Annotated in this window: 15 protein-coding genes and 1 pseudogene; 4 read left to right on the top strand and 12 right to left on the bottom strand. The window is 60.1% G+C overall.

All coding sequences use genetic code 11. The annotated features are described in order from the left end of the window. The 7 genes from SKA58_RS07605 to SKA58_RS07575 form a co-directional block, all read right to left on the bottom strand. On the bottom strand, nucleotides 1-739 hold a 739-nt coding region (locus tag SKA58_RS07605), incomplete at its 3' end, for an SDR family NAD(P)-dependent oxidoreductase (protein WP_009821812.1). Between the two features lie 56 nt (nucleotides 740-795). Beyond that, on the bottom strand, nucleotides 796-1,956 hold the full coding sequence (locus SKA58_RS20550) for a flavin reductase (protein WP_037542273.1): 1,161 nt from the start codon (nucleotides 1,954-1,956) through the stop codon (nucleotides 796-798). Between the two features lie 24 nt (nucleotides 1,957-1,980). After that, the gene (locus SKA58_RS07595; RefSeq protein ID WP_037542269.1) at nucleotides 1,981-2,205 is read right to left on the bottom strand and encodes a dodecin; all 225 of its coding nucleotides are present in this window, start codon (nucleotides 2,203-2,205) and stop codon (nucleotides 1,981-1,983) included. A gap of 23 nt (nucleotides 2,206-2,228) precedes the next feature. Beyond that, nucleotides 2,229-2,999 (bottom strand): enoyl-CoA hydratase-related protein, encoded by a 771-nt coding sequence (locus SKA58_RS07590; RefSeq protein WP_009821808.1) that lies wholly within the window; start codon nucleotides 2,997-2,999, stop codon nucleotides 2,229-2,231. Continuing rightward, entirely contained in the window at nucleotides 3,000-3,836 is an 837-nt protein-coding gene (locus tag SKA58_RS07585; RefSeq protein ID WP_009821807.1) for an enoyl-CoA hydratase-related protein, read from the bottom strand. Between the two features lie 90 nt (nucleotides 3,837-3,926). Beyond that, nucleotides 3,927-4,301 carry a nuclear transport factor 2 family protein gene (locus SKA58_RS07580; RefSeq protein ID WP_009821805.1) on the bottom strand — a complete coding sequence of 125 codons (375 nt, stop codon included), beginning with the start codon at nucleotides 4,299-4,301 and terminating at the stop codon, nucleotides 3,927-3,929. 70 nt (nucleotides 4,302-4,371) lie between these two features. Then, complete coding sequence (locus SKA58_RS07575; RefSeq protein ID WP_037542268.1) at nucleotides 4,372-6,762, bottom strand: TonB-dependent receptor; 2,391 nt, start codon at nucleotides 6,760-6,762, stop codon at nucleotides 4,372-4,374. Nucleotides 6,763-6,900: 138 nt separating this feature from the next. Between SKA58_RS07575 and SKA58_RS07570 the strand changes: the two genes are divergently transcribed. Further along, on the top strand, nucleotides 6,901-7,560 hold the full coding sequence (locus SKA58_RS07570; RefSeq protein ID WP_037542267.1) for a carboxymuconolactone decarboxylase family protein: 660 nt from the start codon (nucleotides 6,901-6,903) through the stop codon (nucleotides 7,558-7,560). A 55-nt stretch (nucleotides 7,561-7,615) separates the two neighbouring features. On the opposite strand, the gene SKA58_RS07565 is transcribed toward SKA58_RS07570, so the two are convergent. The 4 genes from SKA58_RS07565 to SKA58_RS07550 form a co-directional block, all read right to left on the bottom strand. Continuing rightward, the gene (locus tag SKA58_RS07565) at nucleotides 7,616-8,416 is read right to left on the bottom strand and encodes an SDR family NAD(P)-dependent oxidoreductase (RefSeq protein WP_009821801.1); all 801 of its coding nucleotides are present in this window, start codon (nucleotides 8,414-8,416) and stop codon (nucleotides 7,616-7,618) included. A gap of 10 nt (nucleotides 8,417-8,426) precedes the next feature. Further along, entirely contained in the window at nucleotides 8,427-9,518 is a 1,092-nt protein-coding gene (locus SKA58_RS07560; RefSeq protein ID WP_009821800.1) for a zinc-binding dehydrogenase, read from the bottom strand. A gap of 158 nt (nucleotides 9,519-9,676) precedes the next feature. Next, the gene (locus tag SKA58_RS07555; protein WP_009821799.1) at nucleotides 9,677-10,783 is read right to left on the bottom strand and encodes an LLM class flavin-dependent oxidoreductase; all 1,107 of its coding nucleotides are present in this window, start codon (nucleotides 10,781-10,783) and stop codon (nucleotides 9,677-9,679) included. Nucleotides 10,784-10,820: 37 nt separating this feature from the next. Further along, on the bottom strand, nucleotides 10,821-11,975 hold the full coding sequence (locus SKA58_RS07550; protein ID WP_009821798.1) for an LLM class flavin-dependent oxidoreductase: 1,155 nt from the start codon (nucleotides 11,973-11,975) through the stop codon (nucleotides 10,821-10,823). Nucleotides 11,976-12,123: 148 nt separating this feature from the next. On the opposite strand from SKA58_RS07550, the gene SKA58_RS07545 reads away from it, so the two are divergent. Both SKA58_RS07545 and SKA58_RS07540 read left to right on the top strand, forming a co-directional pair. Next, entirely contained in the window at nucleotides 12,124-13,773 is a 1,650-nt protein-coding gene (locus SKA58_RS07545) for a class I adenylate-forming enzyme family protein (protein WP_332249797.1), read from the top strand. After that, nucleotides 13,770-14,198, top strand: coding sequence for a nuclear transport factor 2 family protein (locus SKA58_RS07540; protein ID WP_009821796.1), 429 nt, complete (start codon nucleotides 13,770-13,772; stop codon nucleotides 14,196-14,198). Before SKA58_RS07545 ends, SKA58_RS07540 begins: the two co-directional genes overlap by 4 nt. On the opposite strand, the gene SKA58_RS07535 is transcribed toward SKA58_RS07540, so the two are convergent. Next, nucleotides 14,188-14,895: a TetR/AcrR family transcriptional regulator gene (locus SKA58_RS07535; RefSeq protein ID WP_009821795.1), complete on the bottom strand. Its 708-nt coding sequence runs from the start codon at nucleotides 14,893-14,895 to the stop codon at nucleotides 14,188-14,190. The two genes, SKA58_RS07540 and SKA58_RS07535, sit on opposite strands and share 11 nt — an antisense overlap. A gap of 131 nt (nucleotides 14,896-15,026) precedes the next feature. On the opposite strand from SKA58_RS07535, the pseudogene SKA58_RS20305 reads away from it, so the two are divergent. After that, a pseudogene (locus SKA58_RS20305) lies at nucleotides 15,027-15,236 on the top strand (hypothetical protein); the annotation flags it as partial.

Genomic DNA, 15,236 nt, shown 5'->3' with positions numbered 1-15,236 from the left:
CGCCGTCGAGCCTGATGACTTCACCATTGAGCATGGGGTTGCCGATGATGGCTTCCACCAGTTGAGCATATTCTTCCGGCCGGCCCAAGCGGCTGGGATGTGGAACCTGCTGACCAAGCGAATCCTGCGCCGGCTGGGGCAATCCCATCAGCATCGGCGTCAGGAAGATGCCCGGCGCGACCGTCATGACCCTGATCTTGTGCTGCGCTAGATCGCGGGCGACCGGTAGCGTCATGCCCACGACGCCGCCCTTGGACGCGGCGTAGGCCGCCTGGCCCATCTGCCCGTCATAGGCGGCAACACTTGCGGTGTTGACGATGACGCCACGTTCCTCGCCGAGGGGCTCGGCAGCGGCCAGAAGGGCGGCGAACTGAGCGATAACGTTGAAGCTGCCGATGAGATTGATCTCGACGGCGCGGCGAAAGCTGTCGAGCGGATGCGGCACATTTTCCCGACCGACCGTCTTGATCGCCGGCGCGACGCCTGCGCAGTTCACCAGGATGCGCGCCGTGCCGTGCGCCTGTGCTGCGGCTTCCAGCCCATCCTTCACGCTCTGCGCGTCGGCGACATCGACCCGGAAGAACGCGCCGCTCAATTCCTGGGCCTTCCTTGTCCCCTGTTCCTCATTGAGATCGAAGATCGCGACCCGTGCGCCGTGCGCGGCAAGCATCGAGGCTGTTGCGCCACCCAGGCCCGATGCGCCTCCCGTGACGATTGCTGCGACATCACGCATGTCCATCGGTGTCTCCTTGTAAGTTGAATGAAAAGGCTGCTGTCGCCCGGCAGGTTCATATTCTATTGCGCGCGGGCTCCAAGACCCGCGCCAACGCGGGTGGCTGCTTCGATCAGATGCGCGATATAGATATCGATGCCGCCTTCTGGAGGCTTGGGAAAACCATAGAGTGTCAGCGCCATTGCGACGGCGCCGTCGGTACCAAAAACCGGCACCGAGATGACCCGCGCCTGTCCCTTGGTCGCATCGGTCCATTCGGCCGGATCATAGGCCAGGTCGGAAATCAGCTCCTCCAGCGCCTCGACCGCGATCTCGTCGTCACCCGCGGCGGCCAGTTGCGCGGAGAAGATGCGTTGTGCCTCGCTGATAAGGCCGACCGAGAAGCCGCGTTCGCGCACTGTGGCAAGAACGGTGGCCGCAGTTTCGCGAACCGGAACATCGTGGCGGCCAAGCCAGGGGCCGACTTCCTGATCTGAGAGCCAGGCTGCGAACACCGACCCGGTCGGCAGGCGGAACGGCAATCGTTGCCCGACGAGCGTTGCGATGCCTGGAATATGTCCCTGTCCGGCACTCGCTGCCACGATCAGTTCCTCGCCGGACCGGAGGGTAACAATGCAGCGTCCTCCGGTTTCGGCAGCAAGACGCTCCAGTTCGGCGCGCGCCCGATCGACCTGCCGAAGCTGGGCAAGAGACAGGCCCGGCGCTTCGCTCGCGACGAGCGAGCCGGGGGCAAACTGGCCATAGCCGCCCTGAAAAAAGAGAAGAGGCAGTCCGCCGCCAGCGATGTCGAGCGCGACAATTTCGCCTGTGACCATCTCATGGTCCCCAGCATCGGTGATGGCGTAGCGTCGGCATTCTATCCACGCGACCACATCTTCAAGGACAGGACAGCCTCGTTCCGAAATCCGGTGGGCGACGCCGTCAAATTTGTTAGGGTCCTTGGACGCAAGTTGGCGACAGACAGGCTCCTGCTCTGCACCCAGGATATTCACACAGAAATGCTCGCAGTCGCGTAACTTGGCCCAACTGCTCGATCCTCGATCGGGAAAGAAGGCGACCAACGCCGGGTTCAACGAGACCGACGTGAAGGAACCCACGACCATCGATACGGGAACGCCATCGCTGGCCGTCGCGGTGATCACGCAGACACCGGTCGGATACTGCCCGAGAACCTGGCGATACCATTTGGGGTCGATGGGAAGGACTTGCTGAGAAGATAACACAGGGCGCCTCGTTCAGTATGGCGTTCAGTCGGAGCCGGTCACGGGGTCGACGACGAAGCCGACTTTCAATGTGACCTGAAAATGCTGAATCTGACCGTCCTCGATATGTCCACGGGTCTGAACCAACTCGAACCATCGCAGGCCATGCAGTGTCTCGCTGGCGCGCGCGATGGCGGTCTTGATCGCGTCGTCCACACTCGACGTGGAGGAGCCGACGATCTCAATAACCCGATAGACATGATCACTCATTACCTGGCTCCTCCTTGGTTAGGTCAGCGTCCGGTCCACACCGGCTTGCGGCGTTCGCCCGCGGCCTGTTCGCCTTCACGCTTGTCCGCGCTGGCGGCATATTGCTCGATTTCCTCGAACTTCGTCATGAGGGCCACCTCGAGCGGGTAGCCGAGCCGGTCGAGGGCGGCGACCTTCGCGGCCTGGTTGGCCAGCGGCGATGCACCATTGATCTTGTCGGCCCATTTCTGCGCCGTGGCAGCGAGATCGGCATAGGGAACGACCTCGTTGACCAGACCATAGCGCTCCGCGGCTTCCGCCTTGATGCGATCGCCGGTCAGGATCATGGCCATTGCGATATGGTGGGGAAGCTGGCGCACGGCGCGATGCACGACGCCGCATTCGCCGATGATGCCAACTTTCGTTTCGGGCAGGCCGAACTGGGCTGTGTCGGCCGCAACGATGATGTCGGCGCACATGGCGAGTTCGAAACCGCCACCAACGCAGAAGCCCTGGACCGCAACGATAAGGGGCTTTTTCAGTTTTACGAGCGGGCCGCCGATGCCGGTCAGGCCACCAGCCAGCGCCATGCGCGTCTTGCGCTCGGCGCCTCCGGAGACGTCCGCACCGATGCAGAAGCTTTTCTCGCCTTCAGCCGAAAGAATGACGGTCCAGATATCCGGGTCGTCGTTGATGTCGGTCCATGCAGCGAGCAGCAGATCATCCATCTCCTGCGTGATCGCATTGAGACCTTGCGGACGGTTGAGCTTCACATGCGCGGTATGGCCGTCTTTAGTGAATTCGATGTCAGACATTCATGACTCCTTTGGCGCGACCAGCGGGCTCGTCGGCGCGACTTTATATTCCTGGATGACCGCCTTGAGGCCCTTGTCCTTCATGCGGGCACGGATCTCGAGGACGGCGGGTGCGAGGTGCAGCAGCGCGTCGATCTCGGCGATGCCGGAGAGCGACTGACGGAAGCCCTGGGCTTCGGCCGCACGGTTGATCGACAGCTTCTTGAGCCTGAGCACTTCAGGCGGCGTGAGGGCAATGCGCTCGGCCAGCGAGCGGACGCAGGCGATGAGGTCTTCGGCCGGAACGCAGTGATTGGCCCAGCCCCATTCGACGGCCGTGGGACCATCGATCCAGTTGCCCGGCACGAATGCAAATTCCTTCGCCCGCTTATGCCCGACGAGGGAAACCCAGGCGGGAGCAATGAAGCCGCCGCCTATGGGGATGGTCGGTTCGCCGATCTTCACATTATCGGCAACCACCGTGATGTCGGTGAACACGCACATCTGTGCGGCGGCGGCCATGCAATAGCCATGGACCGCCGCGATGACGGGCTTTGGGTGGTCCCACATCTGCAACCAGCGCGCGACGTTGGCTTCAAGGCGGGCGCGGTCGGCCATCGGATCGGCCGGCCCCTTGTCGCCCCCGCCATAGCCTCCCAGATCGATGCCGGAACAAAAGCCCCTGCCCTCGCCCCGTATGGCGATGACCGGACCGCCTTCATGCTTGAGCATTTCGAGCGCATGGCCGAACTCGTCGAGCAATTGCGGCGACAAGGCGTTGGCGGCCTCGGGACGATTGAGGACGATCCAGCTCAACGCCTCCTCATGCTCTATCCTGATGGCTTCATAGGGAGGCATGGAGCAATTACTCCAGTCGGCCGATGGGGTTGAAAGCCTTGACGTGATAGTCGGTGGTCATGGTCGTGCGCAGCTCGCGGCGCTTGAACTTCACTGCCCATCGACCTTGACGACGCGATCGAAATACTGGCCGTACAGGATGCCGTCGGGACGCTCCTTGGTGTAGCGATGGACCGCCAGCACGATCGAGCGGACGTCCGCTTCGGTCTCGCTGATGAAGTCGACGACAGTATTGGAATTATGGTGGCTGGTGCCCTTGAAGAAGGTACCGATACCGTCGAGGGTTTTCTTATAGGCTTCGATGCCGACCGCGCCGAAATTGGGAGCGTAGCTGACCTCGCAGTCATCCACGAAGAGCGTCGCCATGTTCACGGGATCGTTCATGTCGAGATAGTAGGAATATTCGAACATCATCCGTTCGATCGCCTGCTGCTCCAAAAGCCGCGATATCTGCTGGTCAGTCATCTTTCGTCATTCTCCTTTGAAAGCGGTAGTCCCTCCCGCTCGCCCCCTCGGCCGAGCGGGAGAGCAAGCGTCAGCGGAACTTGACGCTCAAGGTTGCGCCATAGGTAGCCGGGCGGGCCGGCCAGCGCGTCACGGTGTCGAAGAAGAAGGCGACGTTGTCCCAATAGTAGCTGTTGGTCACGTTCTTGCCCCAGACCTGGAACGACCAGCGGTCATCCTGGGACTTGATGCCTGCCCGCAGATCGAGCGTGCCATAGTCCTTGATCTCGAACAGGTTCGAGGCGCCGATGAACGCATTGGTCTGGCTACGATAGTTGAGATCCGCGCCACCGAAACCGTTGAGGTTGTCGCTGACCGGGAAGTCCACGCTGAAGCCCGTCGAGATCTGATATTTCGGCGTATAGGGCAGTGCCGCACCGTCGAAATTCTGTCCGACCGCCAGCGTTTCGGGGTTGAGGCCGGTGTAACGCTTCACCTTCGCGTCGAGATAGGTGAAGTTGGCGTAGGCGCTGAACCAGTCTGCGGGATTAGCCGTCAGTTCCAGTTCGAGACCCTTCACGTTGGACTTGGGCACGTTCACGAGAACGTCGAGCGGACCGAAATTGGGATCGAGCAGCTTCGAACGGATCTGGCGGTTGCGATAGTCGTAGTAGAAGATCGCGCCATTGGCCTGGAGCGTCCGGTCGATCAGCGAAAGCTTGAAGCCCGCTTCGTAGGATTGCAGCGATTCCTGACGCACCGGCTGGCTCTGCTGGGTCGTCGAGGCCGCGACCGACGGGAAGCTGCCCGCCTTATAGCCCTTTGCGACGTTGGCGTAGAGCAGGATACCGGGACGCGGCTTGTAATCGATGCCCGCACGCCATGAGACGTTATCCTCGTTCAGCTTGCCGACGAACTGGCCGGGCAGGAAAGTGGGATCAGCGCCCAGCAATCCGGTATTGTCGATGGTCAGACAGCCCAGCGTCTGTTCGGGCGTGACAGTGATCGGTGACAGTCCGTTTTGCGAACGGAGCAGGTTGGCGAAGAAAGTGTAGAGCGGCGCGAACGGCAGGTTCGAACCTTCGGCGGCGATGCCGAAGAAGCAACTGTTCGCGTCGCGCTTGGACTTCGTATAGCGGATACCGCCTTTGAAGGTCAGGTCACCGACATCATATTCCGCGTTGGCGAAGGCGGCGTAATTTTTCATATTCTGGTTGGCGCGGAAACCAGACCGGAAAATCCCGCCGAATGCCGCGGTGCCGGTATTGATCGTGGAGTCGCGATAGTCGAGTTCCGATCTGTCCTTCGCACGATCGTCGGAATAGTTCAGACCCAGAATGTAGCGGAACGGGTTGTTGCCGCCATTTGCGATCCGCAGTTCCTGCGAGAAACTCTTGATGCCGCCGCCGAAGAAGCGGAAATCCGCGTTGTTGAGCGTAGTGCCGTCGCCGTCGAACGCCATCTTCTGCTTGTAATCGACGTAGGACGTCAGCGAAGTCACAGAGATATCATCGGTCAGATCATAGTCGATCCGTCCGATCGCCTGCCACATGCTGTTGTCGAGATAAGGATCGATGTTCGTCGAGAAATCAGCCGAGCGGGCATTCTCGGGAGCCAGCGGATATCCTGTGACTGGGTTGCCAGGGCCTGCGTTGCGGATGCCGATCAGCTGCAGCGCTGGCGGTTTGCCCTTCTCGAGCCATCCGTTGACGTTGAGGTTGACCCGGAGCCGATCGGTCGGTTCCCAGGCAAGGATGATGCGGCCGGCATAATTCTCGCTGCCACCGGTCTTTGCGTCGGTGGTATAGCTTTTCTGCCAGTCGTCGGAATGCGTAGCCTTGCCCGAAATGCGAACACCCAGCGTGTCGGAGATCGGTCCGCTGACATAGGCTTTGCCGTCAATGGTGTTGAAACGGCCATAGCTTACCGTTCCGCCGGCCTCGAAAGTCTTGGTCGGCTTGGCAGCGATAAAGTTGATCGCGCCACCAGTGGCATTGTTGCCAAAGAGCGTGCCCTGCGGCCCCTTAAGTACTTCAAGACGGTCCAGGTCGAACCCGACCAGCTTGGTCATGACCGGGAACGGAAGCGGCGCTTCGTCCAGATAGACGCTGACGTCAGGATAGGAGCCAAGCGTCGTGTCGTTGAAGCCTACGCCGCGCAGGGTGTAGACTGGCGTGTTGGACGCACTGTTGGAAAATACGAGTCCGGGAACGGCCGAGGCGATATCCGTAAGGCTCGCAATCTGGCGATTTTGAAGGGCTTCGCCGCCGATAGCTGTGACCGCAAGACCCACGTCGTTCAGACGTTGTTCGCGCTTTTGCGCCGTAACGACGATGTCGGCCGCACCGCCGCGCGTGGCGGGTTCGTTAGCCTGATCGGCCACCTGCGCGCTGGCAATGCCGGCTGGCAGTGTCGTGATAGCAATGGCTGTAGACGCCAGAAGGCTCATATGGCGCAGCTGCTTGGTAATTGCTCGGGTCAAGCTATCCTCCCTCTCCTATAGGCCGTGTTAAGGCCAGTTCACGTGGGGGACTCAGTACGCCCCTCCATCGTCAACGCTGGAGTTGACACAAGCATATTGAGCCGTCAACACCAGAGTTGAAAAACCGGAGAAAAAATCATGGCGTTGTCGTCGGGAGTTGGGATTGAGGAGTTCAGCGCGCTGGTAACGGCTGCGGACGTAGGTGATGGTGAGGCCCTGCCCCCTATCGATCGGGCGCTTGTCAAACTGGGCCTTGCCTGTGCCCTCCCGTCCCTGAACAAAGCTGCCAGCGGACTTGGCATCAGCGAGGCCCTGACACTTGGGGCCACCCCACAGCAGATACAGGAGATCGTCTCTTTGATGGCGGGTCTGGGCGTGCATTCGCTGATGCTGACGTCCAGTCTAATCACGACAGGGGCCGGCCTGACCGAAAGCGACGGCACCATTGCCTTCAACGCAGACGAGCAGAAGATCTGGGACGCCCGCGTCGGAAACGATCCTTTCTGGGATCGGATGGAAAACGAATTGCCGGGATTTCTGCGCTCGATGCTCAAACTGTCGCCAGCGCAGTTCGAGGCGTTCTTCGACTTCTGCGCGGTGCCGTGGAAAACACGGACGGTGTCGGCCCGCACCAAAGAACTGCTTGCCATGGCTAGCGATGCGATGCCTTCGCACCGGTTCATGCCGGGCTTTAGACTGCACCTGGACAATGCCATCAAATTGGGGGCAGGACGGCGCGCACTCGAGGACTGCCTGCAACTTGCCGCTCAGACACCGGCACATGTGGGCGTGGATTGAATCAAAAGCGGCATCCCGACCACATGATCGGAATGCCGCTTTCGCCCCTTAAAATTCAGGCGTTCACGCCGCGCCAAGCTAGCGTGCCACCATCGATCACATAGGCAGCGCCGGTGATGAAACTGGAATCGTCCGAGGCCAGGAAGCAGGCGAGCTTCGCAATCTCCTCGGGTCGCCCAAGGCGCGGGATGAGATGGGAGCCGGTCATCACGGTCAGAATAAGATCCTTGTCCGGCGCCGCCTCGTAATATTTCTGGACCATCGGCGTATCGATAGCGCCAGGACAGTAGCAGTTGCACCTGATGCCATATTTGGCGAGATCGACAGCGGCCGCCTTGGTCAGCATCAGGACGCCACCCTTCGTTGCGCAATAGGCACCGGCCTGGGGGTAGGATACGAATGCGCCGGTCGATGCCACATTGACGATGGCAGGACCGCGCTTCGACGCCTTGAGATAGGGCGCCGCATACTTGATCGCCAGCCATACGGCGCGCAGATTGATCTCATAGACCTTGTCCCACACGTCATCAGGCAGGTCCTCGATCGAGGTCTGCGCGGTAAGGTCGGTCTCATGCACGGCAGCGTTGTTGTGCAGGACGTCAATGCCGTCGAACAATTCCGCCGCTTTCGCCATCATCGCCTTGATCTGCTCGGGGTCACGCAGGTCGCATTGATGCACGACGCCGACGAACCCTTCCCCGATTATCTGAGCGACGGTTTCCTCGACTGCCTGGAGGTTGATGTCGACGGCGAAGACCTTGCCGCCCTGACGGGCCATTTCGATGGCGCAGGCTCGACCCATGCCGCTTCCAGCGCCCGTGACGATGATACTCTTGCCGGTGACGCTGTTGCCCATTTCCCGTTCCTCAGCTTGCCGGCGAGAGTTCGGGGTCGATGACCGCCTTGATCACTTTGCCGTGATGGACTGCGTCTAGGGCCTTGCCGGCATCTTCGATCGCGTAGCGATGCGTCACCAGCGATGCGAGGGGCACCTTATCCTGCAACTGCGCGGCCAGATGCATCGCGCCGTGATAATGTTTGGGCTTCGGGAAGGTCGCCCCGGCGATCGTGATATTCTTGGTCGTCATGTCGCGCGGGGAGATGGGCTGCGTTCCGATCGCTCCCCACAGGCCCAGAATGACGTAGCGCCCATGAATGCCGGTGAGATCGACACCTTCAGGGAAAGCAGGCAGGAAACCCGCAGCCTCTACGACCAGCGACGGGCCGGAAGGACCGGCGATGTCATATATTTGCCGACGCCGTTCTTCAGGCGAATCCGACAGCGAGACTGTTGCTGTCGCGCCTAGGCTGCGCGCCACCTCCAGCTTGCTGTCGACACCGTCTATGACGATGACATCCCTGGCGCCAGCCTGTTTGGCGACAAGGACGGCCGACAGGCCAACCGGTCCGGCGCCCTGCACCACGACTGTTTCGCCGAGGCGAACCGGTCCGCAGCGGTCAAAGCCGCGCAGCACGGTTGGCAGAGCGCAACCCAACGCCGCGACGGCAAGCGGATCTGCGCCGTCCGGAAGCTTGAAAAAGGCAAGGCCATTGGGCAGCCAGGCGAAGTCGGCATAGCTGCCCCAATTGGGCTTGTTGGCGTCTTCGAAAAACCGCGAATTCTCGCAAGGAGTTTCGTCGAGGACGTTGCAGCTGTGGCAGCGATGACAGGCGGAAATCGGCGACCAGTAGACCAAGTCGCCCGGCTTGACTGGCACGCCAGCATAATCGGTATCAAAGCCACCGAGCTTCTCGATCCGTCCGATACCTTCATGGCCCAGGATGATGGGGAACGGCATAATGCCGGCCTGTCCCGTGGTGATGTGGACGTCGCTGCCGCACACGCCGCCCAGCACGATGCGCACCAGCGCCCCGCCATGCTCGGGTTCGACCACCGGCACGTCCCACGTTTCCAGTTTGTTGGGTTCCACCAGGACGGTGGCGCGGCCGGTTGCCATTTTCTCTCTCCTTACGATCTGCCTCGTTGGGCCTGTCGGAATCTTTGTGACACAAAACGCAGGCGTGCCCCCTGCCCGCTACACTCCCGCCCTTACCTCGTGCAGTCAGCAAGGACGGGAACAGGTAGCGCGCCTCCAAGGATGCCCTGTTTGCGGTTTTAGTCGATACCGGGCATCCGCACCTTCGGTGCGACTTCCGACGCGAACCGACGTAACGACTCTTCCCAAGGCTTGGGATCGTCGATGCTGTCATGCTGGTTATAGACCAACTGGCCCCAACCGCCGACCTTGTCGGCAAGGGCTTCGAGCTTCTCGATCGCAGTTTCGGGCGAGCCACACAACACCACATGCTCGGCGAGGAAATCCTCGTCGATATCGTCGGGCGTCAAATCCTTGCCGGAGTCCTGGATGATGCCGTTGAACAGGCCGAACTTGACGTAGATTTCCTTGAGATAATGCTTCCACGTTTGGGCAAGGCCACTGGCAAGGAAGCGCCGTTTGGCCTCCGCATCGGTGTCCGCGATGAATATATCGCGGCAGACACGATAGCGTTTGCGATCGGGTGTACGCCCCTTCGATTCCATCGCCGTCGCCCAGGTATCCCAGTGCGCCTTCATCTGCGGGGTACCGCCGAAGAAGGAGATAGGCGAGTAATCGCGCTCGCCGGCGAAACGCATCGACGACGAATTTTGCGATAGTCCCGTGACTGCGATTTCCATCTTGTCTCGACCGCCATAGGGACTGTTGTCGGCGATGATGACATTATATTCCGGCATCGTATCCGCGCCTGGGAAGCCAGCCTTGAAATATTTACCCTTTTCCAGGAAAGGCTTTCCCTCCCAGACACGCTCGATCAAATGAAGAGCCTCGAGTTGCATTGGCGGCAGTTCGCTGATGCTTTCGAAGCCGTGAAGAATGGCGTCCGTATGGTGGCCGCCCGGTGCTACGCCAAGGAAGTAGCGACCTTCCATAACCTGGCTCAGCCAGCCGATGCGGATCGCGAGCGTGGCAGGATCGTGATAGGGCAGCAGATGCGCCATCGGCGCGAAGCGAATCTGCTTAGTCGTTTGCGCGCATGCCGCAATGATGGCCTCGGGCATGGGAATATTTTCCCAGCCAAGGGTGTAATGTTCGCCGATCATGAAATCGGCATAGCCTGCCTCATCTGCGATCCGCGCTATGTCGAGCGCCCAGTCGAAAACTTGCCGTGCCGTCCGGCTCGGCGGGTTGTAGGGGGTCATGAAGATGCCGCACTGCATTGCCATTTCTCTCTCCTAATCTTTGAATTACCTTTGAACCGGCTTAGACGAACGTGCCTTCGGCATCCTTGATCGAGAAGCGCGGCGCGACCTTGCTGATGAATTTTTCCAGTTCTTCCTGATTAGCCTCAGGCTCCAGATGGCCCTGCCCGAACATGAGGAAAAGCTCGTCGAAGCCGAGCCGATCATGGGCGCGGCCAATCTTCTCGGCGATCTCATCAGCCGAACCGATCAGGACGTTAGGCGGGCGCTGGCCAAGGGGAATGAACCACTCGTCCCAAAACCACATATGCTCTTCCATGAGCTTGGCCGCGCGGTCCTTGTCGTCCGTCAGCATGAGGAAGCCGCCCCAGGCCGATGCATCCGTTTTCGTGACCTCGCGGCCATTCTTGGCGGCCGTAGCAATGTAGCGATTGTTTAACTGCTCGCAAAAGTCGATATTGTCGGAAAGAACGATCAGCTTTCCGCCCTCTTCGGCCCAGAAGTCGATCGTCCGCCCGGAAGCCGCAAAGCCGCCATAGATGGGGGGATGAGGGCGCTGGAATGGCAGCGGCGCGATGCCGATCTGCTGCACCCGGCCATTCTCGTCCTGTCCCTTGCCATATTTGGCGTAAGCGGGATGACCGGTGGAGCCTCCTTCTGGCGGGAACTGCCAGTTGTCACCCTTGTGGCTGAACACGTCGTTGGTCCAGGCCTTCTTGACGACGCGTACGCCTTCTTCGAACAGCGAGCGGTTGCGCGCATCCTGCTCGTCGCGCGCTTTCACATTGTCGGGAGTGGTGGCGCTGACGCCTTCCTTGATACCGTAGGCATCGACCCAGCGGGCATGATAGCCCCGGGTGAAACCGCAATAGAGCCGGCCCTGCAGCATGTGATCGAGCGTTGCGATTTCCTCGGCGACGCGGACCGGATTGTGCGTGGTCATGGTGTAGCCCATGATGCCGGCCTTCATCCGCTTGCTATGCTGCCCGACGAACAGGCTGAACATGCCAGGATGATTATTGGCCTCGAAACCCTCGATCTGAAGGTGGTGCTCGGGCTGGCAATAGCCGTAGAAACCAAGCTCGTCGGCAAGCTGCACATAGCCCTTAACTTCTTCGAGGAAACGCTGATACAGTTCCGGCCGCTGACCGGCCATGCCCTGCTCGATTTCATGACGGCGACCGACAACACCGGTCTGCATAAGATGAAACTTCATACCTCTCCATCCCCAAAGGAGCTTTCATGCTCCCCCGCTCTTAGGGTTGATCCTGTGTCGACCCCTTAATCCAATCCCCTTTCGGAGGACTTGTCAACTCTCGTGTTGACGACCGCTAATTTTTTTTCGCATAAGTGCATTCGGCTCGATGATGCTGTGCGAAGCTGCACGGCCTGGAGCGGAGAGGAACATGATGGATCGTCCGATCACGACCGAAGTTTCAACCTTGGGGGACTTGCTTTTCCGGGCAGCGGCAGTCGCTCCGGAGCGTGATGCTCTCGTGCTGCCGAGCCAGCGCGCCACCTATTCGGCTATGCGCGATGGGGCTGTTCGAGTCGCACGATCGCTGACGGCTCTGGGCGTCCGCCGTGGCGAACATGTCGGCCTGCTCATTCCCAATTGCGTGGAATTCGCCGAAGCCATTCTTGGCGTTGCGCTGCTCGGCTGCGTTGCCGTACCGCTGAACGCGCGCCACAAGGCGACGGAATTGGGATATATCATCCGCAATGCCGATCTGGTGGCGATCCTGACGAGCCGACATCCCGACGATCCGGTGGATTTCCCGGCAGTGCTGGCAAGTGGGCTTGAAGGCGAACCTGCGCCGCATCTGGAGCACATTGTCCTTGTGCGCGGCAGTGGCGGGCAAGGCGTCATGGACGTCGCAGCGTTCCAGGCGCTCGCCGACCATATCGAGCCTTCGGTCATCGAAACCAGGCGACGGCAGGTCCGGGTCCGCGATGCTGCGCTCATCATCTACACCTCGGGCACGACGGCCAACCCTAAGGGCTGCGTCCTTAGTCACGAGGCAGTCACCCGTGGCCCCGTAGAGCGGGCTCGACATCGGCTGAAAGCACCTGACCATGATGTCGTGTGGGGCGCCGGCCCCTTGTTCCATATCGGAACCTTCGCGCCATTTGTCGGCACGCTCGGAGTCGCCGGCACATTTCTGACGGACGGCTATTTCGAAGCCGGCCGAGCGCTTCAGCTCATGTATGACGAAAAGGTCACCCTGACATGGCCTTGGTTCCCGGCGATTATGCAGGGACTTATTGGGCATCCGAGCTTCGATCCGGCAAAACTCGCCAGTATGCGACATCTGTGCATCATCGCACCCCCTGCGCAGGTCGATTTGGTTCAGACGCTGCTTCCAAATTGCGAAGTGATACAGGGTTGCGGCATGACCGAAACGGCCGGCGTCTTCGCGTTGAGCGATCCTGACGAAGATCGGGTGTCGCGATCAACCACGAATGGAAAGGCGAGCCCTGGCATCGAGATTCGCATTGTGGATCCGGAAACCGGCAACGACCTTCCCGATGGCACGCTCGGCGAAATCTGGGTGCGTGGCTACAATGTGATGGAGGGATATTGGGCAGCGCCGGAGAAAACTGCTGAAGCACTCACGGCGGACGGCTGGCTCAAGACCGGCGATCTCTATACGCGCCTTCCCGGTGGAAGCCTCGTCTTTGGAGGTCGCTACAAGGACATGCTCAAGGTCGGTGGCGAAAATGTCGCCGCCGTCGAGATCGAAGCCTTTCTGGCTACGCATCCGGCAGTCAAGACTGTTGAGGTAGTCGGCCGTTTCGATATCCGCCTCGATGAAGTTCCGGTTGCGTTCGTCGAAATTCATCCAGGACATGAAATCGACGAAGATGGGCTCATCGCGCACTGTCGGGGCCGAATCGCAAGCTACAAGGTACCGCGCGCAATCATATTTCTTGCTGCGTCCGACTGGCCGATGTCCGCCACGAAGATCGACAAGCGGGCACTGAGGGATCGGCTCAAAGAGCCGGCTTCGTGAGCGAGCCGAGAGCTATCGTTGCCGCGTTTCTGGATAGCTTTTCATCGGGTGATGTCGAGGCGATCCTCGAATATCTGACCGAAGACGCGACATGGTGGGTCTTGGGGAACGTGCACGGTATGTCAGGGACGATCGACAAGGCCACGCTGGGCAGTTTGCTGCGCAAAGTAAAACCGCTCTATCTCGACGGGGCGTTGACGATCACGCCGTCGAGCATGATCAGCGAGGGCCGACAGGTGTCAGCGGAAGCGACCTCGCATGCACGGCTGTGCGACGGTCGCGTCTATGCCAATGCCTATCATTTCAGGTTCGATCTCGACGGGGACCGGATATGCAGCGTGCGGGAATATTCCGACACGCAGCATATGCTGGAAATATTCGGACAGCAGTCCGAGGTTGGCGTGCTGGGCAACCTCAGCCGCTGACGGCGCTGAGGACCGGCGGCGATGGAAGCGCCTTAGCACGGCCCGCGTCGGTAAGCGCTCCGCCGGTATAGATGGACCAGAATGTTTCGGCGACCTGTCGTCCTGTCAGGCTGCCGCCCGGTACGAACCAGCGATGCGTCCAGTTCAGCATCCCGAACAGGGCATTCTCATGGAGACGGGGCGGTATGTCTGATCGCAGATCGCCATCCTCGATCCCCTCGTTGATGAAATCGATCAGCATCCGGTCGAACAAACGCGTGCGCTTCATGATCAACTGCGCCCATTCAGTCTCCTGCACGCCGACCTGATGCATCTGCTCCTGTATATAGACGAAAGTCGCCGGATAATTTTCTTCATAGCTCGTCATCAGGATCACGAAGATCTGATGCAGCCGCTGCATGCCGGTGAGCGCGTCATTCGCACGCAATTCCTCCGCGGCAGCGATGGCCGTGTCTAGGACACCCCCAACGATATCCTGCAGCAGTTCCTCCTTACTACCGGCGTAATAATAGATGGTAGCCCGATCAAGACCAGCTTCTCGGGCGACATCCGCGAGCCGCGTGGAATGGAAGCCCTGCTGCTTGAACAAAGTGGCGGCCGCGCCCAGCACCTCCGCCCGCTTGGCGACGTAATCGGCGCTGTCTTTTGCACGAGCCGTCCGCCGGCGTTTAGAAATGTTGCTGCTTTTATCATTCATGCCCCCGAACTTGCACTCAACGCACGTGGGAGGCAAGCGGCCTCATCAACGTCAACGTCTGTGTTGACGAAATCCAGTTTTCATATAAGATGAAACTTGGAGAGGAATAAGTGAGTCTAAGCCATTTCCCTGTGAACCCAGAATACGGGATCGGCTGCTTTCGGCGGCTGGTTCGAACATTCCGTGTGCCCGGAAAAATCCTCGTTACGCTCGACGATACCCATCATTCGATGTGGCTCGTCATGCATCACGCCAATGGGCATGTAACTGATATCGAGGCGCGAGTGGCACGTGGACCGGCGACCAGCTGTGGTTCGGCCGACCGTCCGCTCGGCAAGTTG

It is taken from the genome of Sphingomonas sp. SKA58 (assembly GCF_000153545.1).
GTDB lineage: Bacteria > Pseudomonadota > Alphaproteobacteria > Sphingomonadales > Sphingomonadaceae > Sphingobium > Sphingobium soli.
Note: the sequence above shows the minus strand (reverse complement) of the source record. Positions and strands in the feature narration are given on the sequence as shown.

What these genes read in the sequence shown, in the direction of transcription:
- SKA58_RS07595 (WP_037542269.1), bottom strand. Translation starts at nt 2,205, where the DNA reads ATGAGTGATCATGTCTATCGGGTTATTGAGATCGTCGGCTCCTCCACG.
- SKA58_RS07590 (WP_009821808.1), bottom strand. Translation starts at nt 2,999, where the DNA reads ATGTCTGACATCGAATTCACTAAAGACGGCCATACCGCGCATGTGAAG.
- SKA58_RS07585 (WP_009821807.1), bottom strand. Translation starts at nt 3,836, where the DNA reads ATGCCTCCCTATGAAGCCATCAGGATAGAGCATGAGGAGGCGTTGAGC.
- SKA58_RS07580 (WP_009821805.1), bottom strand. Translation starts at nt 4,301, where the DNA reads ATGACTGACCAGCAGATATCGCGGCTTTTGGAGCAGCAGGCGATCGAA.
- SKA58_RS07570 (WP_037542267.1), top strand. Translation starts at nt 6,901, where the DNA reads ATGGCGTTGTCGTCGGGAGTTGGGATTGAGGAGTTCAGCGCGCTGGTA.
- SKA58_RS07565 (WP_009821801.1), bottom strand. Translation starts at nt 8,416, where the DNA reads ATGGGCAACAGCGTCACCGGCAAGAGTATCATCGTCACGGGCGCTGGA.
- SKA58_RS07560 (WP_009821800.1), bottom strand. Translation starts at nt 9,518, where the DNA reads ATGGCAACCGGCCGCGCCACCGTCCTGGTGGAACCCAACAAACTGGAA.
- SKA58_RS07555 (WP_009821799.1), bottom strand. Translation starts at nt 10,783, where the DNA reads ATGGCAATGCAGTGCGGCATCTTCATGACCCCCTACAACCCGCCGAGC.
- SKA58_RS07550 (WP_009821798.1), bottom strand. Translation starts at nt 11,975, where the DNA reads ATGAAGTTTCATCTTATGCAGACCGGTGTTGTCGGTCGCCGTCATGAA.
- SKA58_RS07545 (WP_332249797.1), top strand. Translation starts at nt 12,124, where the DNA reads ATGATGCTGTGCGAAGCTGCACGGCCTGGAGCGGAGAGGAACATGATG.
- SKA58_RS07535 (WP_009821795.1), bottom strand. Translation starts at nt 14,895, where the DNA reads ATGAATGATAAAAGCAGCAACATTTCTAAACGCCGGCGGACGGCTCGT.